Origin of the sequence: Pontibacillus yanchengensis, assembly GCF_009856295.1 — a bacterium.
In the GTDB taxonomy this organism is placed as follows: Bacteria; Bacillota; Bacilli; order Bacillales; family BH030062; genus Pontibacillus; species Pontibacillus yanchengensis_A.
The window spans coordinates 446788-463137 of the sequence record NZ_WMEU01000004.1; the positions used below are offsets into that span (position 1 = coordinate 446788).

The window sequence follows — 16350 nt, forward strand, 5'->3', positions numbered from 1 at the left end:
AAGATATACTATCCTAGTTACAAGTAACGGATAGATTCTTTTCTAATAAAACAAGTGGAGTATGCGAACGATAATGACACGCAAGTCTCCTTAGAACATTGAATGGAAGAGGGGTAAATATGACAAAGTATATTTTCGTAACAGGTGGCGTTGTTTCTTCTCTTGGTAAAGGAATTACAGCAGCATCTCTTGGTCGTTTATTAAAAAACCGAGGACTTAAAGTGACAATCCAGAAGTTTGACCCATACATTAACGTGGACCCAGGGACAATGAGCCCTTATCAGCACGGTGAGGTTTTCGTTACAGAAGATGGTGCAGAAACTGATCTAGACTTGGGTCACTATGAACGTTTTATTGATATTAATTTAAGTCAATACAGCAACGTAACAACAGGTAAGGTGTACTCAACCGTTATCAAAAAAGAACGTCGTGGAGACTATCTTGGAGGAACGGTTCAGGTTATTCCGCATATTACAAACGAGATTAAGGAACGTGTTTTCCGTGCTGGGAATGAAACGAATGCGGATGTAGTCATCACTGAAATTGGTGGTACGGTTGGGGATATCGAATCCTTGCCATTCCTAGAAGCAATTCGTCAGATTAAGAGTGATATTGGAAAAGATAATGTCATGTATATTCACTGTACGCTAGTACCTTACATTAAAGCGGCAGGAGAAATGAAAACAAAACCAACGCAACACTCTGTAAAAGAATTGCGTTCATTAGGAATTCAGCCTGATGTGATTGTGCTTCGAACAGAGATGCCAATCAGCCAAGAAATGAAACAGAAGATTGGTTTGTTCTGCGATATTAATGAAAATGCCGTTATTGAAGCTGGAGACGCCGAAACATTATACGACGTACCACTTACCCTTCAAGAACAGAACCTTGACCAACTAACATGTGAACATTTTGGGCTAGATTGTGGTAGAGCTGAAATGACTGAGTGGAATGAACTAGTTAATCGAGTGAAAAACTTGAACAAAGTAACCACCATTGGTTTAGTAGGAAAGTATGTGGAGTTACCAGATGCTTATATTTCTGTTGTTGAGGCATTAAAGCACGCAGGCTATGCCTTTGATAGTGACATTAACATTGAATGGATCAACTCTGAGGAAATCAATGCGGAGAACGTAGCTGATAAATTACAAAACGTCGACGGCGTACTAGTACCAGGCGGCTTCGGTGATCGTGGAATTGAAGGGAAAATTGAAGCGATTCGATATGCTCGTGAAGAACAAGTGCCATTCTTCGGTATTTGCCTCGGCATGCAATTAGCTTCTGTAGAGTTCGCACGTAACGTCCTAGGACATAAAGGCGCTCATTCTGCAGAAATCGACCCACTTACAGAATTCCCAATCATCGACCTGCTTCCTGAGCAAAAAGATGTAGAAGATTTAGGTGGAACGCTTCGTCTTGGTGTGTACCCATGTAAGCTTACAGAAGGTACGAAGACGAAAGAGGCATACGGTGAAGAAGTTATTTATGAGCGTCATCGCCACCGATATGAATTCAGTAATCAGTACCGCGAACAAATGACAGAAGCAGGCATGGTCTTCTCTGGTACAAGCCCAGACGGCCGCCTAGTTGAAATCATTGAACTTAGCGATCACCCATGGTTCGTTGCTTGCCAATTCCATCCAGAATTTAAATCAAGACCAACCAACCCACAAAGCCTATTCCATGACTTTGTTGGCGCAAGTATTCAATATAAAGGTGAATAATAGTCGGTTAGCACACAAACAAGCTCAGAGTAGTTGCTCTGAGCTTGTTTTTTGCATACGAGAGGGAGCGTTATGATCGAGATTTAAAATATATGAGCGAGCCTACTCTCTACCAGGCCTCGAACTCCCATCAGAATATCTCTCAACAAAAAAGGACGACATTCTCACAGAATGTCGTCCTTTAAATCTGTTACTATTCATATTCCGAAATAATTTCTTTCGTAATCACAAATAAAGCGTGATATACATAAAGCATTCCCATTATAGATGGAAATCCAATTCGATCCATATCAAATGGCAGCATTGGACCGGAAATATGTGTGTCAATGTAGAAGTCAGCCAACTCTTGAATAGGGTTCCCTTCTTTTATTGAAGCAGATATATGGATTACCTGAGCATCTTGGGCTTGGACTTTTTTCGTAAGAGCTAGTGCTTCTTCATCATTTGCATATCGAGAGGCGATGATGACTCGGTCAATATGAGATAGATTGGTATCATCCGTGTACAATGTTGTTTTTGGTAACGCTTCAGGTCCTGATTCCACCTCGTCATGCAATGCTCTCATTTCGCCAGTACCTATTACATACACATGACCTTCTCCCACAATCGCTTGCGAAAGAGCGCGGGCTGCATCCTCGATTCGTAATTCCTCTTTTTCATAAATTCGTTCAAATGCCCCACTTAGTTGTGTGGTTAGCATCTTTATCATAAACAATACCTCCTTTTCGTCCATCAATCATGTATGTAAGCATAGCATAAGTAGTTACACGTTTTCGAATTGGAAAAAACGCATTTTTATACAAAGCAGGAAATTAGCCCTCCTAGGGAGAAAGTTGATAATTGGGATGGAATTAGATAGAAGAAAACACACTTTTGATTTTGGAGGGCAATTATGACGAAAACGGTACTAGTTGTAGACGACCAACCAGGAATACGCATGTTATTAGAAGAGGTCATTAAAACAGAAGGGTATCATATCCTTCTAGCACAAACTGGACAAGAAGCAATTGATCAAGTAACGCAACACCAACCAGACTTGATGTTGGTTGATTTAAAATTACCTATAAAAGATGGTTTGACTGTTGTAAGGGAACTAGAAGAGGAAAATCGAATCGTTCCAACTATTATCATGAGTGGTTTGGCAGAGGATGAACTAGTAGGTAAAAAGTTCTCATCGAACATTAAAGGAGTCATCGCCAAACCTTTTAATATACAGGATGTACGAGAGTTAATTATAGGTCAATTAGAATAGGAAAAGATGTCAATTTGATGAAATTTACGGATGTAAACGCTATCTCAACAATGTGTTCTTGCACCAGTGGTATGGACTTGGTATGCTATACATGTTGAATAAAACACGTACATAACGGAATGTTGCCAACTGAAGGGTGCACATAGTAAGAGTTGACATATTCTGTGTGAAAGAACATAAAGGAGGATCTAGTCATGCCACTAGTTTCAATGAAAGAAATGCTAGAAAAGGCCAAGGAAGAACGCTACGGCGTTGGCCAATTTAATCTTAATAACCTTGAGTACGCTCAAGCGATTCTTCAGGCAGCTGAAGAAGAACAGTCTCCTGTAATCCTTGGTGTATCTGAAGGTGCAGGCCGTTACATGGGTGGCTTTAACGTAGTTGTTGCTATGGTTAGAGAACTTATGAATTCTTACGGTACTACTGTTCCAGTAGCGATTCACCTTGACCATGGTTCTAGTTTCGAGAAGTGTGCAGAAGCCATTCATGCTGGTTTCACTTCCGTTATGATCGATGCTTCTCACGATCCACTAGAAGAAAACATTGCACTAACTCGTAAAGTTGTTGAGCTTGCTCACATTCATGGAGTATCTGTTGAAGCAGAACTTGGCCGTGTAGGTGGACAAGAAGATGATATCGTAGTTGAAGATGCAGAAGCAGCATACGCAATTCCTTCTGAGTGTAAGCAACTTGTTGACGAAACAAACGTTGACGTATTTGCTCCAGCACTTGGTTCTGTACACGGACACTACAAAGGTGAGCCTAACTTAGGCTTTGATCGCATGGAAGAAATCATGGGTCTTGTAGACAAGCCACTAGTTCTTCATGGTGGTACAGGAATCCCATCTGAAGATGTTAAGAAAGCAATCCGTTTCGGTACTGCTAAAATCAACGTGAACACAGAAAACCAAGTAGCGCAAGTAAATGCAGTGAAAGAAACATTAGCTGAAAAACCAGACCTATACGATCCACGTAAATATCTTGGACCTGGCCGTGACGCAATCAAAGCAACGGTTATTGGCAAGATGCGTGAATTTGGATCTTCTCAAAAAGCTTAATTGTTGAAAAGTGAACCGCCTTCTGGTGGTTCCCTTTTGTTATTTTCACTTTAAAGAAATGGTTTCTTTAAGTGTCATGAATATGAAAACACATCGACTTTTCTCCGCAACTGGTGAAAAGTCATGTTTTTCTGAAATATGAAAACGCACACAAAATGGGGAGGAATTAAGAATGAAATTTTTTGTAGACACAGCGAACATCGAAGAAATCCGTGAGGCAAATGCTTTAGGTGTTTTAGCGGGAGTAACAACGAACCCATCATTAGTAGCGAAAGAAAATATATCGTTTCATGATCGTTTGAAAGAAATCACTAACGAAGTAGATGGATCGGTAAGTGCAGAAGTTATTTCAGAGGACGCAGAAGGCATGGTAAACGAAGGGAAAGACTTAGCTGCTATAGCTCCAAATATCACCGTTAAAGTACCAATGACATTGGAAGGATTAAAAGCAGTAAAGCAATTCTCTGAGATGAATATCAAAACGAACGTAACGCTTGTATTCTCTGCAAACCAAGCATTGCTAGCTGCTCGTGCAGGTGCTACATACGTTTCGCCATTTATTGGTCGTTTAGATGACATTGGCCAAGATGGTTTGAATCTTATTGCACAAATCGCTGATATTTTTGATCGTCATGCAATTGATACTGAAATTATTGCGGCCTCCGTTCGCCATCCGGTTCATGTAACAGAAGCAGCTACACACGGAGCACATATTGCAACGGTTCCACTAAAAGTGTTAAAACAATTAGTAAAGCACCCATTAACAGATGCTGGAATTGAAAAATTTCTTTCTGATTGGAAGAAACAAAACTAGTATGATAATGGAAATTTTGTGCAAAATAAGCGTAACAAATTATGGGTTTGCCTAGATTAGAAGGGAGTCCACCATGGAAAAACTGCTTGTTGAAGGAGGTCACTCTTTAAATGGGAGATTACGCGTTAGCGGGGCTAAAAATAGCGCAGTTGCATTATTACCTGCTGCTATTCTAGCTGAATCTCCTGTTACGATTGAAGGGTTACCAAACATATCTGACGTAGACACATTAGGTCAATTGTTAGAAGAAATTGGCGGCACAGTCCAAAAGCAAGGACAAGATGTTTATATTGATCCATCTCGTATGATTTCGATGCCACTACCAAATGGGAAAGTGAAAAAGTTGCGCGCATCATATTATTTTATGGGCGCAATGCTAGGTCGATTTAAAAAGGCGGTTATTGGTTTACCAGGAGGTTGCCATCTTGGCCCACGCCCTATTGACCAACACATTAAAGGCTTTGAAGCACTTGGTGCAGAGGTAACGAATGAACAAGGTGCGATTTATTTACGTGCCCAGGAATTACGTGGAGCTCGCATTTACTTAGATGTAGTAAGTGTTGGAGCAACAATCAATATAATGCTTGCCGCTGTGAAAGCGAAAGGGAAAACCATTATTGAAAATGCTGCAAAAGAGCCTGAAATCATTGATGTCGCCACTTTACTTACGAGTATGGGTGCTAAAATTAAAGGCGCAGGTACAGATGTGATACGCATTGAAGGTGTTGAATCACTAAGTGGTTGTCGTCATACGATTATCCCAGATCGTATTGAAGCAGGGACATATACCATTATGGCTGCAGCAAAAGGGGAGGAAGTGTTAATAGATAACGTCATTCCTCAACATTTGGAATCCTTGCTCGCTAAGCTTAGAGAAATGGGTGTAACAATTGAAAGTTCCAATGATCAGTTAATTGTTCGTAGGTCAAATCCATTGAAAAGTGTAGATATTAAAACACTTGTTCATCCAGGATTTCCAACTGATTTGCAACAACCATTTACTTCTTTGCTAACACAGGCTTCTGGGACTGGCGTTGTGACCGACACCATTTATCAAGCAAGGTTTAAGCATATCGATGAACTTCGTCGCATGAATGCTGACATTAAAGTAGAAGGTAGTTCAGCAATTGTGAATGGCCCTATAGTATTGGAAGGCGCTAAAGTGAAAGCAAGTGACTTACGTGCAGGTGCAGCTCTTGTTGTAGCAGGGTTACTTGCAAACGGAGTAACAGAAATCACCGGATTAGACCACATAGACCGTGGCTATGAAAACATTGTTGAGAAGTTACAAGAGCTAGGCGCAAATATTTGGCGCGAAAAAATGACAGAAGCTGAGATTGAACAATTTCAGAATTCATAGTATTCGTTGTCACAGATAACAGAATAATCGCAAAGCATCCATCTGCAAGAGAGTGCTAGGCTTTTTGAGGGAAAAGTCGACAATGCCTCTCAGCGGATTGTTGTTTTCATTTAGTGTTCATTCATATAAAGGAGATGGGTACTTCAAGATCCATGGAGATGAGGGAGTAAAAATCTTTTCAATATTCATTCAGAAAAAATGATCTGAGAATTTGGTAAGTCAATGGAACTGTAATGGTACGCTTTTGAAGGTTGAGGGGCCTTTAGAATGCGCTGTTATGGTAGGATCATTTCAAAGAATAAGAGGAGGAACTTAACCATGGAAAGAAGCCTATCAATGGAGTTAGTAAGAGTAACAGAAGCAGCAGCATTATCATCCGCACGTTGGATGGGAAGAGGAAAAAAAGACGAAGCGGACGACGCTGCAACAAGTGCGATGCGTGACGTTTTTGATACCATTCCAATGAAAGGTACAGTTGTCATTGGGGAAGGTGAGATGGACGAAGCACCGATGTTATATATCGGTGAAAAGTTAGGAAATGGCTATGGACCACGCGTGGATGTAGCCGTTGACCCACTAGAAGGAACCAATATTGTAGCTCAGGGGACTTGGAATGCACTTTCCGTTCTAGCTGTAGCGGATCATAGCAAATTATTGCATGCTCCTGATATGTATATGGATAAAATCGCTGTCGGACCAGAATGTGTGGGGAAAGTCGATATTAATGCATCCGTAACGGAAAACTTGAAAGCCGTAGCAAAAGCGAAGAATAAAGATGTAGAAGATGTTGTAGCGATTATATTAAATCGTGAACGACATCAAGCTGTTATCGATGAAGTTCGTGATGCTGGTGCTCGTATTAAGCTGATATCAGATGGAGACGTTGCAGCTGCAATCAATACAGCCTTTGACCACACCGGTGTCGACATCCTACTTGGAAGTGGCGGTGCTCCGGAGGGAGTACTTGCTGCTGCAGCGTTGAAATGCCTGGGGGGAGAAATCCAGGGTAAGCTGTTACCAGAAAACGAAGAACAACGACTTCGTTGTTCTGGCATGGGTATCGATGACATAGATCGTGTTCTTCATTTAGAAGACATGTGCGGAGGCGATGATGCCATATTTGCAGCCACAGGAGTAACAGATGGAGAATTACTAAAAGGCGTACAATTTAAAGGGATGAAAGCAACAACCCAAACCCTAGTCATGCGCGCCAAATCTGGAACCGTACGTTTCATTGACGGCAACCACTCCTTGAAGAAGAAACCAAATCTAGTTATCAAACCATAAATAAGTAGTTGTGATGGTGTACAATCACACTATCTAACACGAAAAAGGCTTGGGCTAAACCCAAGCCTTTTTCGTTGTATACCGTACAATTATAAAATTCAATCCTTGTGTATAACTAAAAAAGTGATGTGGCCACGTCCAGCTCTAGCGCCTACTTTTTTACGTGAAGAGTTACCATTCACCTTAACGAAAGAAAATGCAAATCAATATAAAATTGTGCAGGAACGAAACGGTGAAATGACAGGGCATGCTAATGTTACCTATACGTTGAATCGAGTTGATGGTAGTTGGCATATTGCAAATATGGACCGAGATAGAATCAAAAAAGAAAACAATAACAATGTGCAGGACCCAGAAAATAAAAAACTAGATAAAGCAGAAGTAGCAAAAGTGTTAGCAGACTATGAAGCTGGTTTTAAGAAGATAGAGCACAACACAACACAAACAATAAAGGCGTTCAGCAAGTTTACCAGTCCACTAAGGAATTCAACATCACCTAGTATTTCATGTTTCGGACAGCATGGCCAAGTCTCTAACGGAGACGCATTTCCGAGAAGAAAACGGAAAGGTCTATGTAGAACCTAAAGGTGCCCCCGTGTTCTTGGATGAAGATGCTTTCTTCACCTTGAAAGAGACAGGTGATCCTGTCATTTCTAAGTCACGCTCTTAGATAACTTTGTTGCCCAGAGATTCTTCAGGGTTACCTAGTTGGTTTATTGAAGATATACAAACAACAGAATTAGAGTGATTGTAACAAATCAGGGCGTATTTAATACGTCCTTGTTTTAAGTATGCAAAAAATCCGTCGATAAGTGGTGGGTAGTTCGAGGGTGATAGGTGTACTATAATCAGGGTAAGGAGTAAAATAGAAACAAATGTAAAATGTATGACGAATAAAGGAGTTGCCTCGATGAAACAGATAGGGTTCTGTTGCTTAATGTGTTTTTTCTTGGCAGGGTGCTCATTTGGCAATGCCGAAAAAAATCCAACCATTACGCTTGACCATAATCCTCCTAAGAAACAATCAGGCCCTGACACCCAATCCTTACCGAACGATGAGAGCCTTCAGTCTTCTCCATTGAATAAGACAAAGGCAGAAATTATCATAATGGATTATGCGAAAACGATTAATCTAGTTGCTACCAATACAGAAAAAGATAGTTCCAACCTTCTTCACTATGATACAAAAGAAGAATTGATAAGACATTTTTCGCATTTCATGACGGAAGATTTCTCCAGGACAACAGTCAATCAATATTTTAAAATGGAAAATGGTAATCTACATGTAAAAAAGGCTTATGAACGAACGAACATTAGCGAGCGTTTGCCGTTCACTCTAGAAAAAGTAAACAATAAGGAGTACAAGATTTTTCAACAACGAGAAACGCAATCTAGTGGGATAGAAAATCTTTATTTTACACTTCGTAAAGACAATGGAGTGTGGAAAGTAAAAGGATACTCGAAAGAACTCATTCCTTATGAGAACAACAATGAGGAGTTAGCTCGAAACATTTTATACGACTATGAAATGGCCTTTAAAGATGTTTTGCTTATGAATGATCATAAGCTTGAACAAACATTTGATACAAAGGAAGACCTCAAAAAACATCTTCGCACGTTTGTCGATGCAACGTTAGCCCAATCCCATGTGGAAGAGCATTACAAAGAAGTGAATGGAGACCTTTCCATTCAGGAACACGATGCTCCTATATTTTTAGATCGTGACGGATCCTTCAAGCACTCCGTATCGGATGATAATGAGCTAATAGTCGTTCAGGAGCAGAATAATCCTTTGATACAGCATCGTATGATTGAATTTACCCTTACAGGTGAAAATGGGTATTGGGCAGTGGATGAGATTGATGTGACAAGTTTGGTGGACAAGGATGAATAAGAGGTGGGCGTTATGCCTTCCTCAAAAACTTTTTTTGTAGGTAATATGGAGGTCCATTTTCATGTTTCTAAATTTATAGTTGTATATTTGTTGAGAATAAGGTTAAAATAAAAGATGTTTAATGTGTCTGAAGTTCAGGAATTGTGTACGTAGTGCCCCGTTTGAAACTTCTATTCTAGCTTCTGGATATTCCTTCTCAAAAACATCCTATCTAAGAGAAGCTATTTCGAATAACTTTCATAGAATTTTCTTAATCATAATAGAAAAAAATAAAATAATGGTTAGGTGTGGTGATATTGTGTCTGCTTCATTAACAATTTCGCATTTAGAGACGAAGAATTTAAAAGAATTATATTCTCTTGCTAAGGAATATAAAGTCTCTTATTATGCAAAGCTGACAAAACGAGAATTAATTTTTGCTATTTTAAAGGCTCAGGCTGAAAAGGATGGCTTCTTATTTATGGACGGTATTTTGGAAATTATTCCTTCTGAAGGTTTCGGTTTCCTACGTCCGATTAACTATTCTCCGAGTGCTGAAGATATTTATATTTCAGCTTCTCAAATTCGTCGTTTTGATTTGAGAAATGGAGATAAAGTATCCGGTAAGGTACGTCCTCCGAAAGAAAATGAACGATATTATGGATTATTGCACGTAGATGCTGTAAACGGGGAAGATCCCGAAATCGCTAAGGAACGTGTTCACTTCCCAGCTTTAACACCATTATATCCAGATCAAAGAATGAACCTTGAGACGGAAAGCAAGCGTCTCTCGACTCGCATTATCGATCTTATGACGCCTGTTGGATTTGGACAACGTGGACTTATTGTAGCTCCTCCTAAAGCGGGTAAAACGATGCTGTTGAAGCAAGTTGCTAATAGTATTTCTCATAATCATCCGGATTCCAAGTTAATCATCTTGCTAGTAGATGAACGTCCGGAAGAGGTAACCGACATAGAACGTTCTGTTGAAGGCGATGTCGATGTAGTAAGTTCTACCTTTGATGAGGTTCCGGAAAACCATATTAAAGTTTCTGAGCTTGTATTAGAACGCGCGATGAGACTAGTGGAACATAAGAAAGATGTCATCATTTTAATGGATAGTATTACGCGTTTGGCTCGGGCTTATAACCTTGTAATCCCACCAAGTGGACGAACATTATCCGGTGGTATCGACCCTGCTGCCTTCCACCGTCCGAAGCGTTTCTTTGGTGCGGCTCGTAATATTGAAGAGGGTGGTAGTTTAACCATTCTGGCAACGGCATTAGTTGATACAGGTTCCCGTATGGATGACGTCATTTATGAAGAATTCAAAGGAACAGGAAATATGGAATTGCATCTTGATCGAAGTCTTGCTGAACGCCGTATTTTCCCTGCGATAGATATTCTTCGCTCAGGTACACGAAAAGAAGAGCTATTATTGCCTAAATCCCATCTTGATAAAATTTGGGCGATTCGAAAAACATTCGGAGATCAATATGACTTCGTCGATCGATTCCTACGTCGCTTAAAATCTTCTAAAAATAACGAAGAATTTTTCCAGCTGATGGATGAGGACATGAAAGGCAAGTCTCCATCAAGGCGTTCGTAGCACAATGGTAACGAAGAACTAAATCTTGCAAATGTGCAAGTGGACTGTTATAATCTTTCTATGTGAGTTTCGATAATGACTAGTAGTAGTCTGTTAACGGCTCTTATAATAACTCTGTATTCCACAGGATTCAGGGCAAAAAGGAGTGTAAGGTATGAAGGAACAAATTCATCCGCAATATCAGAAAGTTGTATTTCTAGACACTAGTTCAGATTACAAATTCTTAACTGGTTCTACGCTAACTTCTGATGAAACTATCGAATGGGAAGACGGCAATACGTATCCACTATTACGTGTTGAGATCAGTTCAGCTTCTCATCCGTTCTACACTGGTAAGCAAAAAGCCGACAAAGAAGGCGGCCGTGTGGATCGTTTCAAGAAAAAATACAATCTTGGATAAGTATCAGTTTTCTTTTTCGAAAGAAACGAAAACTTATTACAGAGTTGAAAAAACAGGCAAATTGTCTTTCTTTGCCTGTTTTTTTATTCGTTAAAAACCCATTTTTATAAAAATATACGTTTTAGCTTTAAATTTGGATAGCTAGTATAAACTAGTAGTACAAAAAATGTAATGACATGGAATTTCTGTACTGAGGTAGAAGGGAGAGACCGAGCTGTGCATGTAATGAAACAAAGCGGTTGGATTGAGGTTATTTGTGGAAGTATGTTTTCAGGTAAATCAGAAGAACTGATTCGTCGAGTCCGTCGTGCTACATACGGTAACCTTTCCGTACGAGTCTTTAAACCTGCAATCGACAATCGCTATGCAGATGACTCCATCGTATCCCATAATGGTACGTCTGTTTTAGCTCGTCCGGTTGATTATTCAGAGGATATTTTTTCTTATGTCGACGATCATGTCGACGTTGTAGGAATTGATGAAGTGCAATTTTTTGATGACAATGTAGTTGAAGTAGCCCAAACCTTAGCAGAACGTGGCCATAGAGTGATTGTCGCTGGCTTAGATTTAGATTTCCGTGGAGAGCCATTCGGTTCTCTCCCAACCTTCTTAGCAGTAGGGGAATCTGTCACAAAGCTTAGCGCCATTTGCCCAATCTGTGGTTCACCAGCTAGTCGAACACAACGATTAATCGATGGCCGACCAGCCTCCTATGATGACCCAGTGATTTTAGTAGGTGCATCGGAATCCTACGAACCACGCTGCCGTCACCATCACGAGGTTCCGAACAAGCCCAGGCACATCTTAACATCAAAGCAATCTCAGTAGTAATTTAATAAAATTAGCACAAAAGCCTTCAATTATGAAGGCTTTTTTTAATAAGTAAAGAAAGGATAAGTTTCTGGCGCTTACTTGTCTAGCTCCAGCGCCCAGCAAACTTCCTGCACCTTCTTGCGATAAGTCAACATCGAACGCTTGCGCTTTTCGTGTTTCCTTTATCTCATACGGAGACGTCCAGTTTGTACCTCGCTAATCGGGCGCTTGCGCTTTTGTTCATGGATAAGATAACAAAAGATATGGTTCTCCCCCCATTTATATCAGGAGTCATATTACATAAAAGTGAAAAATTACCTTGAGGAATTTTCACACACCGCTTCCTTTACCTGATACAAATCTTCAAGATGGGAAAGCTAACCTCAAACAATCATAAAAGGAGGTTCCCATTTTGCGATATTTTCTTGTATTAGCAAGTGTAGTGGGCATGTTGATCGTATCAGCTTGTGCATCCAATCCACAGGGCACGCAAGAGGTTCGAGATAATCAAACACTCAATATTCGAAATAACGATACAATGGAAGAGCATCATACAAAGCGTGGTCTTCAGCAAACTGATAACCCAAAACAAATGAATCAGGTTGGAGAGACGTGGGGGATTCGTTTGGATAAAGAAAAAGTTCATGAAGCTATCGACTTAGTTGATGGTGTTGAAGTTCGTCGGGTGAACTTCACGGGTAGTCATGCGTACGTATCCATTAGAGCAACACAAGATAACTTATCCGATGATGAAAGAAAGGTTCTTGAAAACAAAGCGCAAACCGCAGTTGAAAACGCGCTACCACGTTATCGAATCCGTGTGAAAATGAGATAACAACAGGCGTAGGTACTCTGAATTTTGTAAAATAGTGACGAAGGTTGGAGTGCCTGGTGCCGTGCTCTTTCTTCTTTGACTCCATAATGAAGCTGTACTATAATTAGAATGTTATGGACGAAAAAGAGGTGGATGAAAGTGTTAGAAAAACTTCAAACCTTAGAAGATCGGTATGAAAAATTAAACGAGTTACTAAGTGACCCGGAAATAGCTAGTGATTCCAATAAACTACGCGAATATTCCAAAGAACAAGCGGGTCTAGAAGAAACGGTTCAAACGTATCAAGAATACAAAGACATCTGTAGTCAGCATGATGACACAAGAGCAATGCTGGATGATGGTCTAGATGAAGAAATGAAAGAAATGGCAAAAGCCGAAATGGAAGAACTCTCTGAAAAGAAAGCAGAACTAGAGGAACGCCTGAAGTTCTTACTTATTCCGAAAGATCCAAATGATGATAAGAACGTAATCATGGAGGTTCGCGGAGCTGCAGGTGGCGATGAAGCTGCATTGTTTGCAGGAGATCTATTCCGTATGTATTCTCGTTTCGCAGAATTCCATGGATGGAAAATTGATATCATGGATTCTCATGAAAGTGAAGTTGGTGGCTACAAAGAAATCATCTTCATGGTAAACGGAACAGGTGCGTTCTCAAAACTGAAATTTGAGAATGGTGCACACCGAGTTCAACGTGTACCGCAAACAGAATCTGGCGGACGCATTCATACATCAACAGCAACCGTAGCTGTCTTACCTGAAGCAGAAGAAATCGAAGTGGATGTAAACGAAAAAGACATCCGTGTTGATACATTTGCTTCTAGTGGACCAGGAGGACAGAGTGTTAACACGACCATGTCTGCTGTTCGTTTAACACACGAGCCAACTGGTATTGTTGTTTCCTGTCAGGATGAAAAATCCCAGATTAAGAACAAAGAAAAAGCAATGAAGGTATTACGTGCTCGTATTTATGAGAAATTTCAACAAGAAGCACAAGCAGAATACGATGAGCACCGTAAATCAGCAGTTGGTTCTGGTGACCGTTCCGAACGTATCCGTACGTATAACTTCCCGCAAAACCGTGTAACGGATCACCGCATCGGATTAACGCTTCAGAAGCTCGATCGAATTCTAGAAGGTCAACTAGATGAAATTACAGAAGCGCTTCTTATTGAAGAACAAACCAAAGCTCTAGAGCAACTTGGTGAGTAATATGATGGAAGCGAAAACCATTTTTGAAGTCCGTCGCTGGACTTCTCTTTTTTTGCAGGAAAACAATCGGGAAACGGGAGTTGGTGAACTGCTACTCCAGCACCATCTCGGTATGACGCGAGCCCAACTTTTTGCTAATGCCCGTGATGAAGTGTCTGTTGATGTGCGTCAAAAAATAGAGCTGAATCTTCGGCAACATGTCGCTCATGGAACCCCAGTACAGCACTTAATCGGTACGGAGGAATTTTACGGACGCCTGTTTAAAGTCAATCAGGACGTACTTATCCCGAGACCGGAGACGGAAGAACTAGTCCTAGGAATTCTCAACCGATTGAAACAAAAAGGGATGTTTTCCGTACCCCTAACATGTGTGGATATCGGAACAGGAAGTGGCATCATTGCAACGACATTAACGAAAGAGCTCCCCCATGCCACGATGTATGCGACAGATATTTCTACTGAAGCGTTACAGGTAGCCGAACAAAATGCACATGCATTAGATGCAACTGTTCAATTTCGTCAAGGAAACTTCCTTGCCCCTGTCATCGACGAAGAGGCAACCTTCGATGTCATTGTATCCAATCCTCCATATATTCCGGAAAGGGATCGGGATTCTTTATCCGATGTTGTTCGAGACCATGACCCTTCGCTTGCACTATTTGCAGGCGAAGATGGCCTTGCCGCATATCGACGCATCATCGAGCAACTCCCTTCTGTCGTGAAAAAAGACACACTACTAGCGCTAGAAATTGGACACGATCAACGACATACCGTCCCGACATTAATAGAAGCGACATTCCCAAATGCTCAAATCGAAGTAGAGCAAGATATAAATCAAAATGACCGCATGGTATTTGCCTGGCTTTCTAAGTAGAGAGCCAGGTTTTTTGTGTAGTAGGTAAGGGGTGAAATTTGGGTGGAGCGGGCAAAAGCTGGGGGAGCGAGCATAAAGGGATTCGAAAAGAGCAAAAGCTGGGCTGAAGCGAGCATAAGCAGGTTCGAAGAGAGCAAAAGTTGGAAGGAAGAGAGCATAAACTGATTCGAAGAGCGCAAAAGTGGGGAGGAAGAGAGCGAAAGCAGGTTCGAAGAGAGCAAAAGTGGAATAGAAGCGAGCATAAGCAGGTTCGAAGAGCGCAAAAGTGGGAAGGAAGAGAGCGAAAGCAGGTTCGAAGAGAGCGAAAGTGGGAAGGAAGAGAGCATAAGCAGGTTCGAAGAGAGCAAAAACATATGGATGTACCATGAAACGAGGAACCCCACGCATATCCAGCAGGAACCCGCGCATATCCAACGACTCCACATCCCCCCTCCCCCCAAAAATAAAAGTTTCATAGATTCCTACGTATAACCTCAGCCTGTCCTGTTCATAATGAGACTAGATTGAACGAACGGAAGGGGCAGGGGAGAATGAATAGAATAAAAAAAGACGTTATCGTGAAGGTGTTACTTGGTTGTTTAGTAGTTGCGTTATTTCCGTTTACATTAACAGGTTATGGTGCAGAGCCAGCACAGGTTGTGGAAGAAGAGTATCAAGTTATTCCTGATGAAGCGATTCGTTTACGCATTTTAGCTAATAGCGATCAAGACGATGATCAAGATGTGAAGCGAAAAGTTAGAGATGCTGTGAATGCTAATATTACAGAATGGGTTCAAGATATAACAGATATCCAAGAAGCATATAGCTTGATTGATGAGCGCTTACCTGAAATTGAACAAATCGTTGAAGATGTTCTTAAAGACGAAGGGGCGGCTCCAACCTATAACGTGAAATTTGGGGAAGTCGAATTTCCTACCAAACTTTACGGGAACTACATTTATCCAGCGGGAATGTATGAGGCCATTCTAATTACACTTGGAGAAGGAAAAGGAGCTAACTGGTGGTGTGTATTGTTTCCTCCTTTATGTTTCTTAGATTTTTCAAATGGCACATCCGTTGCTCATGCTGAAGAAAACCCTGAGAGTGGACAACCTGTGGAAAACGATGAAAATCCACAGGAATCTGATGGAGAAGAAGTGAAAGTGTCTTTTTTCTTAATTGATTGGATTACATCTTTATTTTCATAAACATCCTATTAAACATAAAAAACTATCATAATCTCTCTATCAAAACATAAGCATA

The 16350-nt window shown here is 40.7% G+C and carries 17 protein-coding genes; 16 read left to right on the forward strand and 1 reads right to left on the reverse strand.

Annotated elements, in window-relative coordinates; all coding sequences use genetic code 11:
* Positions 1-119 precede the first annotated feature (119 nt).
* Positions 120-1724, forward strand: coding sequence for a CTP synthase (locus tag GLW08_RS14615; RefSeq protein WP_160849373.1), 1605 nt, complete (start codon positions 120-122; stop codon positions 1722-1724).
* Positions 1725-1917: 193 nt separating this feature from the next.
* Here the strand turns inward: GLW08_RS14615 and GLW08_RS14620 are convergent, their stop codons facing one another.
* A complete protein-coding gene (locus GLW08_RS14620; RefSeq protein WP_160849374.1) occupies positions 1918-2433 on the reverse strand; it encodes a DUF2529 family protein in 516 nt (171 codons plus the stop codon).
* A 183-nt stretch (positions 2434-2616) separates the two neighbouring features.
* Between GLW08_RS14620 and GLW08_RS14625 the strand changes: the two genes are divergently transcribed.
* The 15 genes from GLW08_RS14625 to spoIIR all read left to right on the forward strand — a co-directional run bounded on the left by GLW08_RS14625 (position 2617) and on the right by spoIIR (position 16295).
* Positions 2617-2976: a response regulator gene (locus tag GLW08_RS14625; RefSeq protein ID WP_160849375.1), complete on the forward strand. Its 360-nt coding sequence runs from the start codon at positions 2617-2619 to the stop codon at positions 2974-2976.
* Between the two features lie 194 nt (positions 2977-3170).
* Positions 3171-4034: a class II fructose-1,6-bisphosphate aldolase gene (gene fba, locus GLW08_RS14630; RefSeq protein ID WP_036815728.1), complete on the forward strand. Its 864-nt coding sequence runs from the start codon at positions 3171-3173 to the stop codon at positions 4032-4034.
* Positions 4035-4206: 172 nt separating this feature from the next.
* Positions 4207-4848, forward strand: coding sequence for a fructose-6-phosphate aldolase (fsa, locus tag GLW08_RS14635; protein WP_160849376.1), 642 nt, complete (start codon positions 4207-4209; stop codon positions 4846-4848).
* A gap of 73 nt (positions 4849-4921) precedes the next feature.
* Complete coding sequence (locus tag GLW08_RS14640) at positions 4922-6208, forward strand: UDP-N-acetylglucosamine 1-carboxyvinyltransferase (protein ID WP_160849377.1); 1287 nt, start codon at positions 4922-4924, stop codon at positions 6206-6208.
* 318 nt (positions 6209-6526) lie between these two features.
* A complete protein-coding gene (gene glpX, locus GLW08_RS14645) occupies positions 6527-7495 on the forward strand; it encodes a class II fructose-bisphosphatase (protein WP_160849378.1) in 969 nt (322 codons plus the stop codon).
* A 126-nt stretch (positions 7496-7621) separates the two neighbouring features.
* Positions 7622-8080: a hypothetical protein gene (locus tag GLW08_RS14650; protein WP_160849379.1), complete on the forward strand. Its 459-nt coding sequence runs from the start codon at positions 7622-7624 to the stop codon at positions 8078-8080.
* A 325-nt stretch (positions 8081-8405) separates the two neighbouring features.
* Positions 8406-9389: a hypothetical protein gene (locus tag GLW08_RS14655; protein WP_160849380.1), complete on the forward strand. Its 984-nt coding sequence runs from the start codon at positions 8406-8408 to the stop codon at positions 9387-9389.
* 298 nt (positions 9390-9687) lie between these two features.
* Positions 9688-10977: a transcription termination factor Rho gene (gene rho / locus GLW08_RS14660; RefSeq protein WP_237582663.1), complete on the forward strand. Its 1290-nt coding sequence runs from the start codon at positions 9688-9690 to the stop codon at positions 10975-10977.
* A 154-nt stretch (positions 10978-11131) separates the two neighbouring features.
* Complete coding sequence (locus GLW08_RS14665) at positions 11132-11377, forward strand: type B 50S ribosomal protein L31 (RefSeq protein ID WP_036821369.1); 246 nt, start codon at positions 11132-11134, stop codon at positions 11375-11377.
* Between the two features lie 216 nt (positions 11378-11593).
* Positions 11594-12205 (forward strand): thymidine kinase, encoded by a 612-nt coding sequence (locus GLW08_RS14670; protein WP_160849381.1) that lies wholly within the window; start codon positions 11594-11596, stop codon positions 12203-12205.
* A 397-nt stretch (positions 12206-12602) separates the two neighbouring features.
* A complete protein-coding gene (locus GLW08_RS14675) occupies positions 12603-13025 on the forward strand; it encodes a hypothetical protein (protein WP_160849382.1) in 423 nt (140 codons plus the stop codon).
* Positions 13026-13163: 138 nt separating this feature from the next.
* Positions 13164-14234, forward strand: a complete 1071-nt coding sequence (gene prfA / locus GLW08_RS14680) for a peptide chain release factor 1 (RefSeq protein ID WP_160849383.1) — start codon at positions 13164-13166, stop codon at positions 14232-14234.
* Between the two features lies 1 nt (position 14235).
* Entirely contained in the window at positions 14236-15108 is an 873-nt protein-coding gene (gene prmC, locus GLW08_RS14685; RefSeq protein WP_423808657.1) for a peptide chain release factor N(5)-glutamine methyltransferase, read from the forward strand.
* 140 nt (positions 15109-15248) lie between these two features.
* Complete coding sequence (locus GLW08_RS14690) at positions 15249-15476, forward strand: hypothetical protein (RefSeq protein ID WP_160849384.1); 228 nt, start codon at positions 15249-15251, stop codon at positions 15474-15476.
* A 171-nt stretch (positions 15477-15647) separates the two neighbouring features.
* Positions 15648-16295, forward strand: a complete 648-nt coding sequence (spoIIR, locus tag GLW08_RS14695) for a stage II sporulation protein R (RefSeq protein WP_423808658.1) — start codon at positions 15648-15650, stop codon at positions 16293-16295.
* Positions 16296-16350 lie beyond the last annotated feature (55 nt).

Excerpts from the sequence above, each read along its gene's own strand:
- GLW08_RS14640 (WP_160849377.1), top strand. The coding sequence starts at position 4,922 with ATGGAAAAACTGCTTGTTGAAGGAGGTCACTCTTTAAATGGGAGATTA.
- GLW08_RS14625 (WP_160849375.1), top strand. The coding sequence starts at position 2,617 with ATGACGAAAACGGTACTAGTTGTAGACGACCAACCAGGAATACGCATG.
- GLW08_RS14665 (WP_036821369.1), top strand. The coding sequence starts at position 11,132 with ATGAAGGAACAAATTCATCCGCAATATCAGAAAGTTGTATTTCTAGAC.
- GLW08_RS14650 (WP_160849379.1), top strand. The coding sequence starts at position 7,622 with ATGTGGCCACGTCCAGCTCTAGCGCCTACTTTTTTACGTGAAGAGTTA.
- GLW08_RS14615 (WP_160849373.1), top strand. The coding sequence starts at position 120 with ATGACAAAGTATATTTTCGTAACAGGTGGCGTTGTTTCTTCTCTTGGT.
- GLW08_RS14655 (WP_160849380.1), top strand. The coding sequence starts at position 8,406 with ATGAAACAGATAGGGTTCTGTTGCTTAATGTGTTTTTTCTTGGCAGGG.
- fsa (WP_160849376.1), top strand. The coding sequence starts at position 4,207 with ATGAAATTTTTTGTAGACACAGCGAACATCGAAGAAATCCGTGAGGCA.
- prmC (WP_423808657.1), top strand. The coding sequence starts at position 14,236 with ATGATGGAAGCGAAAACCATTTTTGAAGTCCGTCGCTGGACTTCTCTT.
- GLW08_RS14620 (WP_160849374.1), bottom strand. The coding sequence starts at position 2,433 with ATGATAAAGATGCTAACCACACAACTAAGTGGGGCATTTGAACGAATT.
- glpX (WP_160849378.1), top strand. The coding sequence starts at position 6,527 with ATGGAAAGAAGCCTATCAATGGAGTTAGTAAGAGTAACAGAAGCAGCA.
- fba (WP_036815728.1), top strand. The coding sequence starts at position 3,171 with ATGCCACTAGTTTCAATGAAAGAAATGCTAGAAAAGGCCAAGGAAGAA.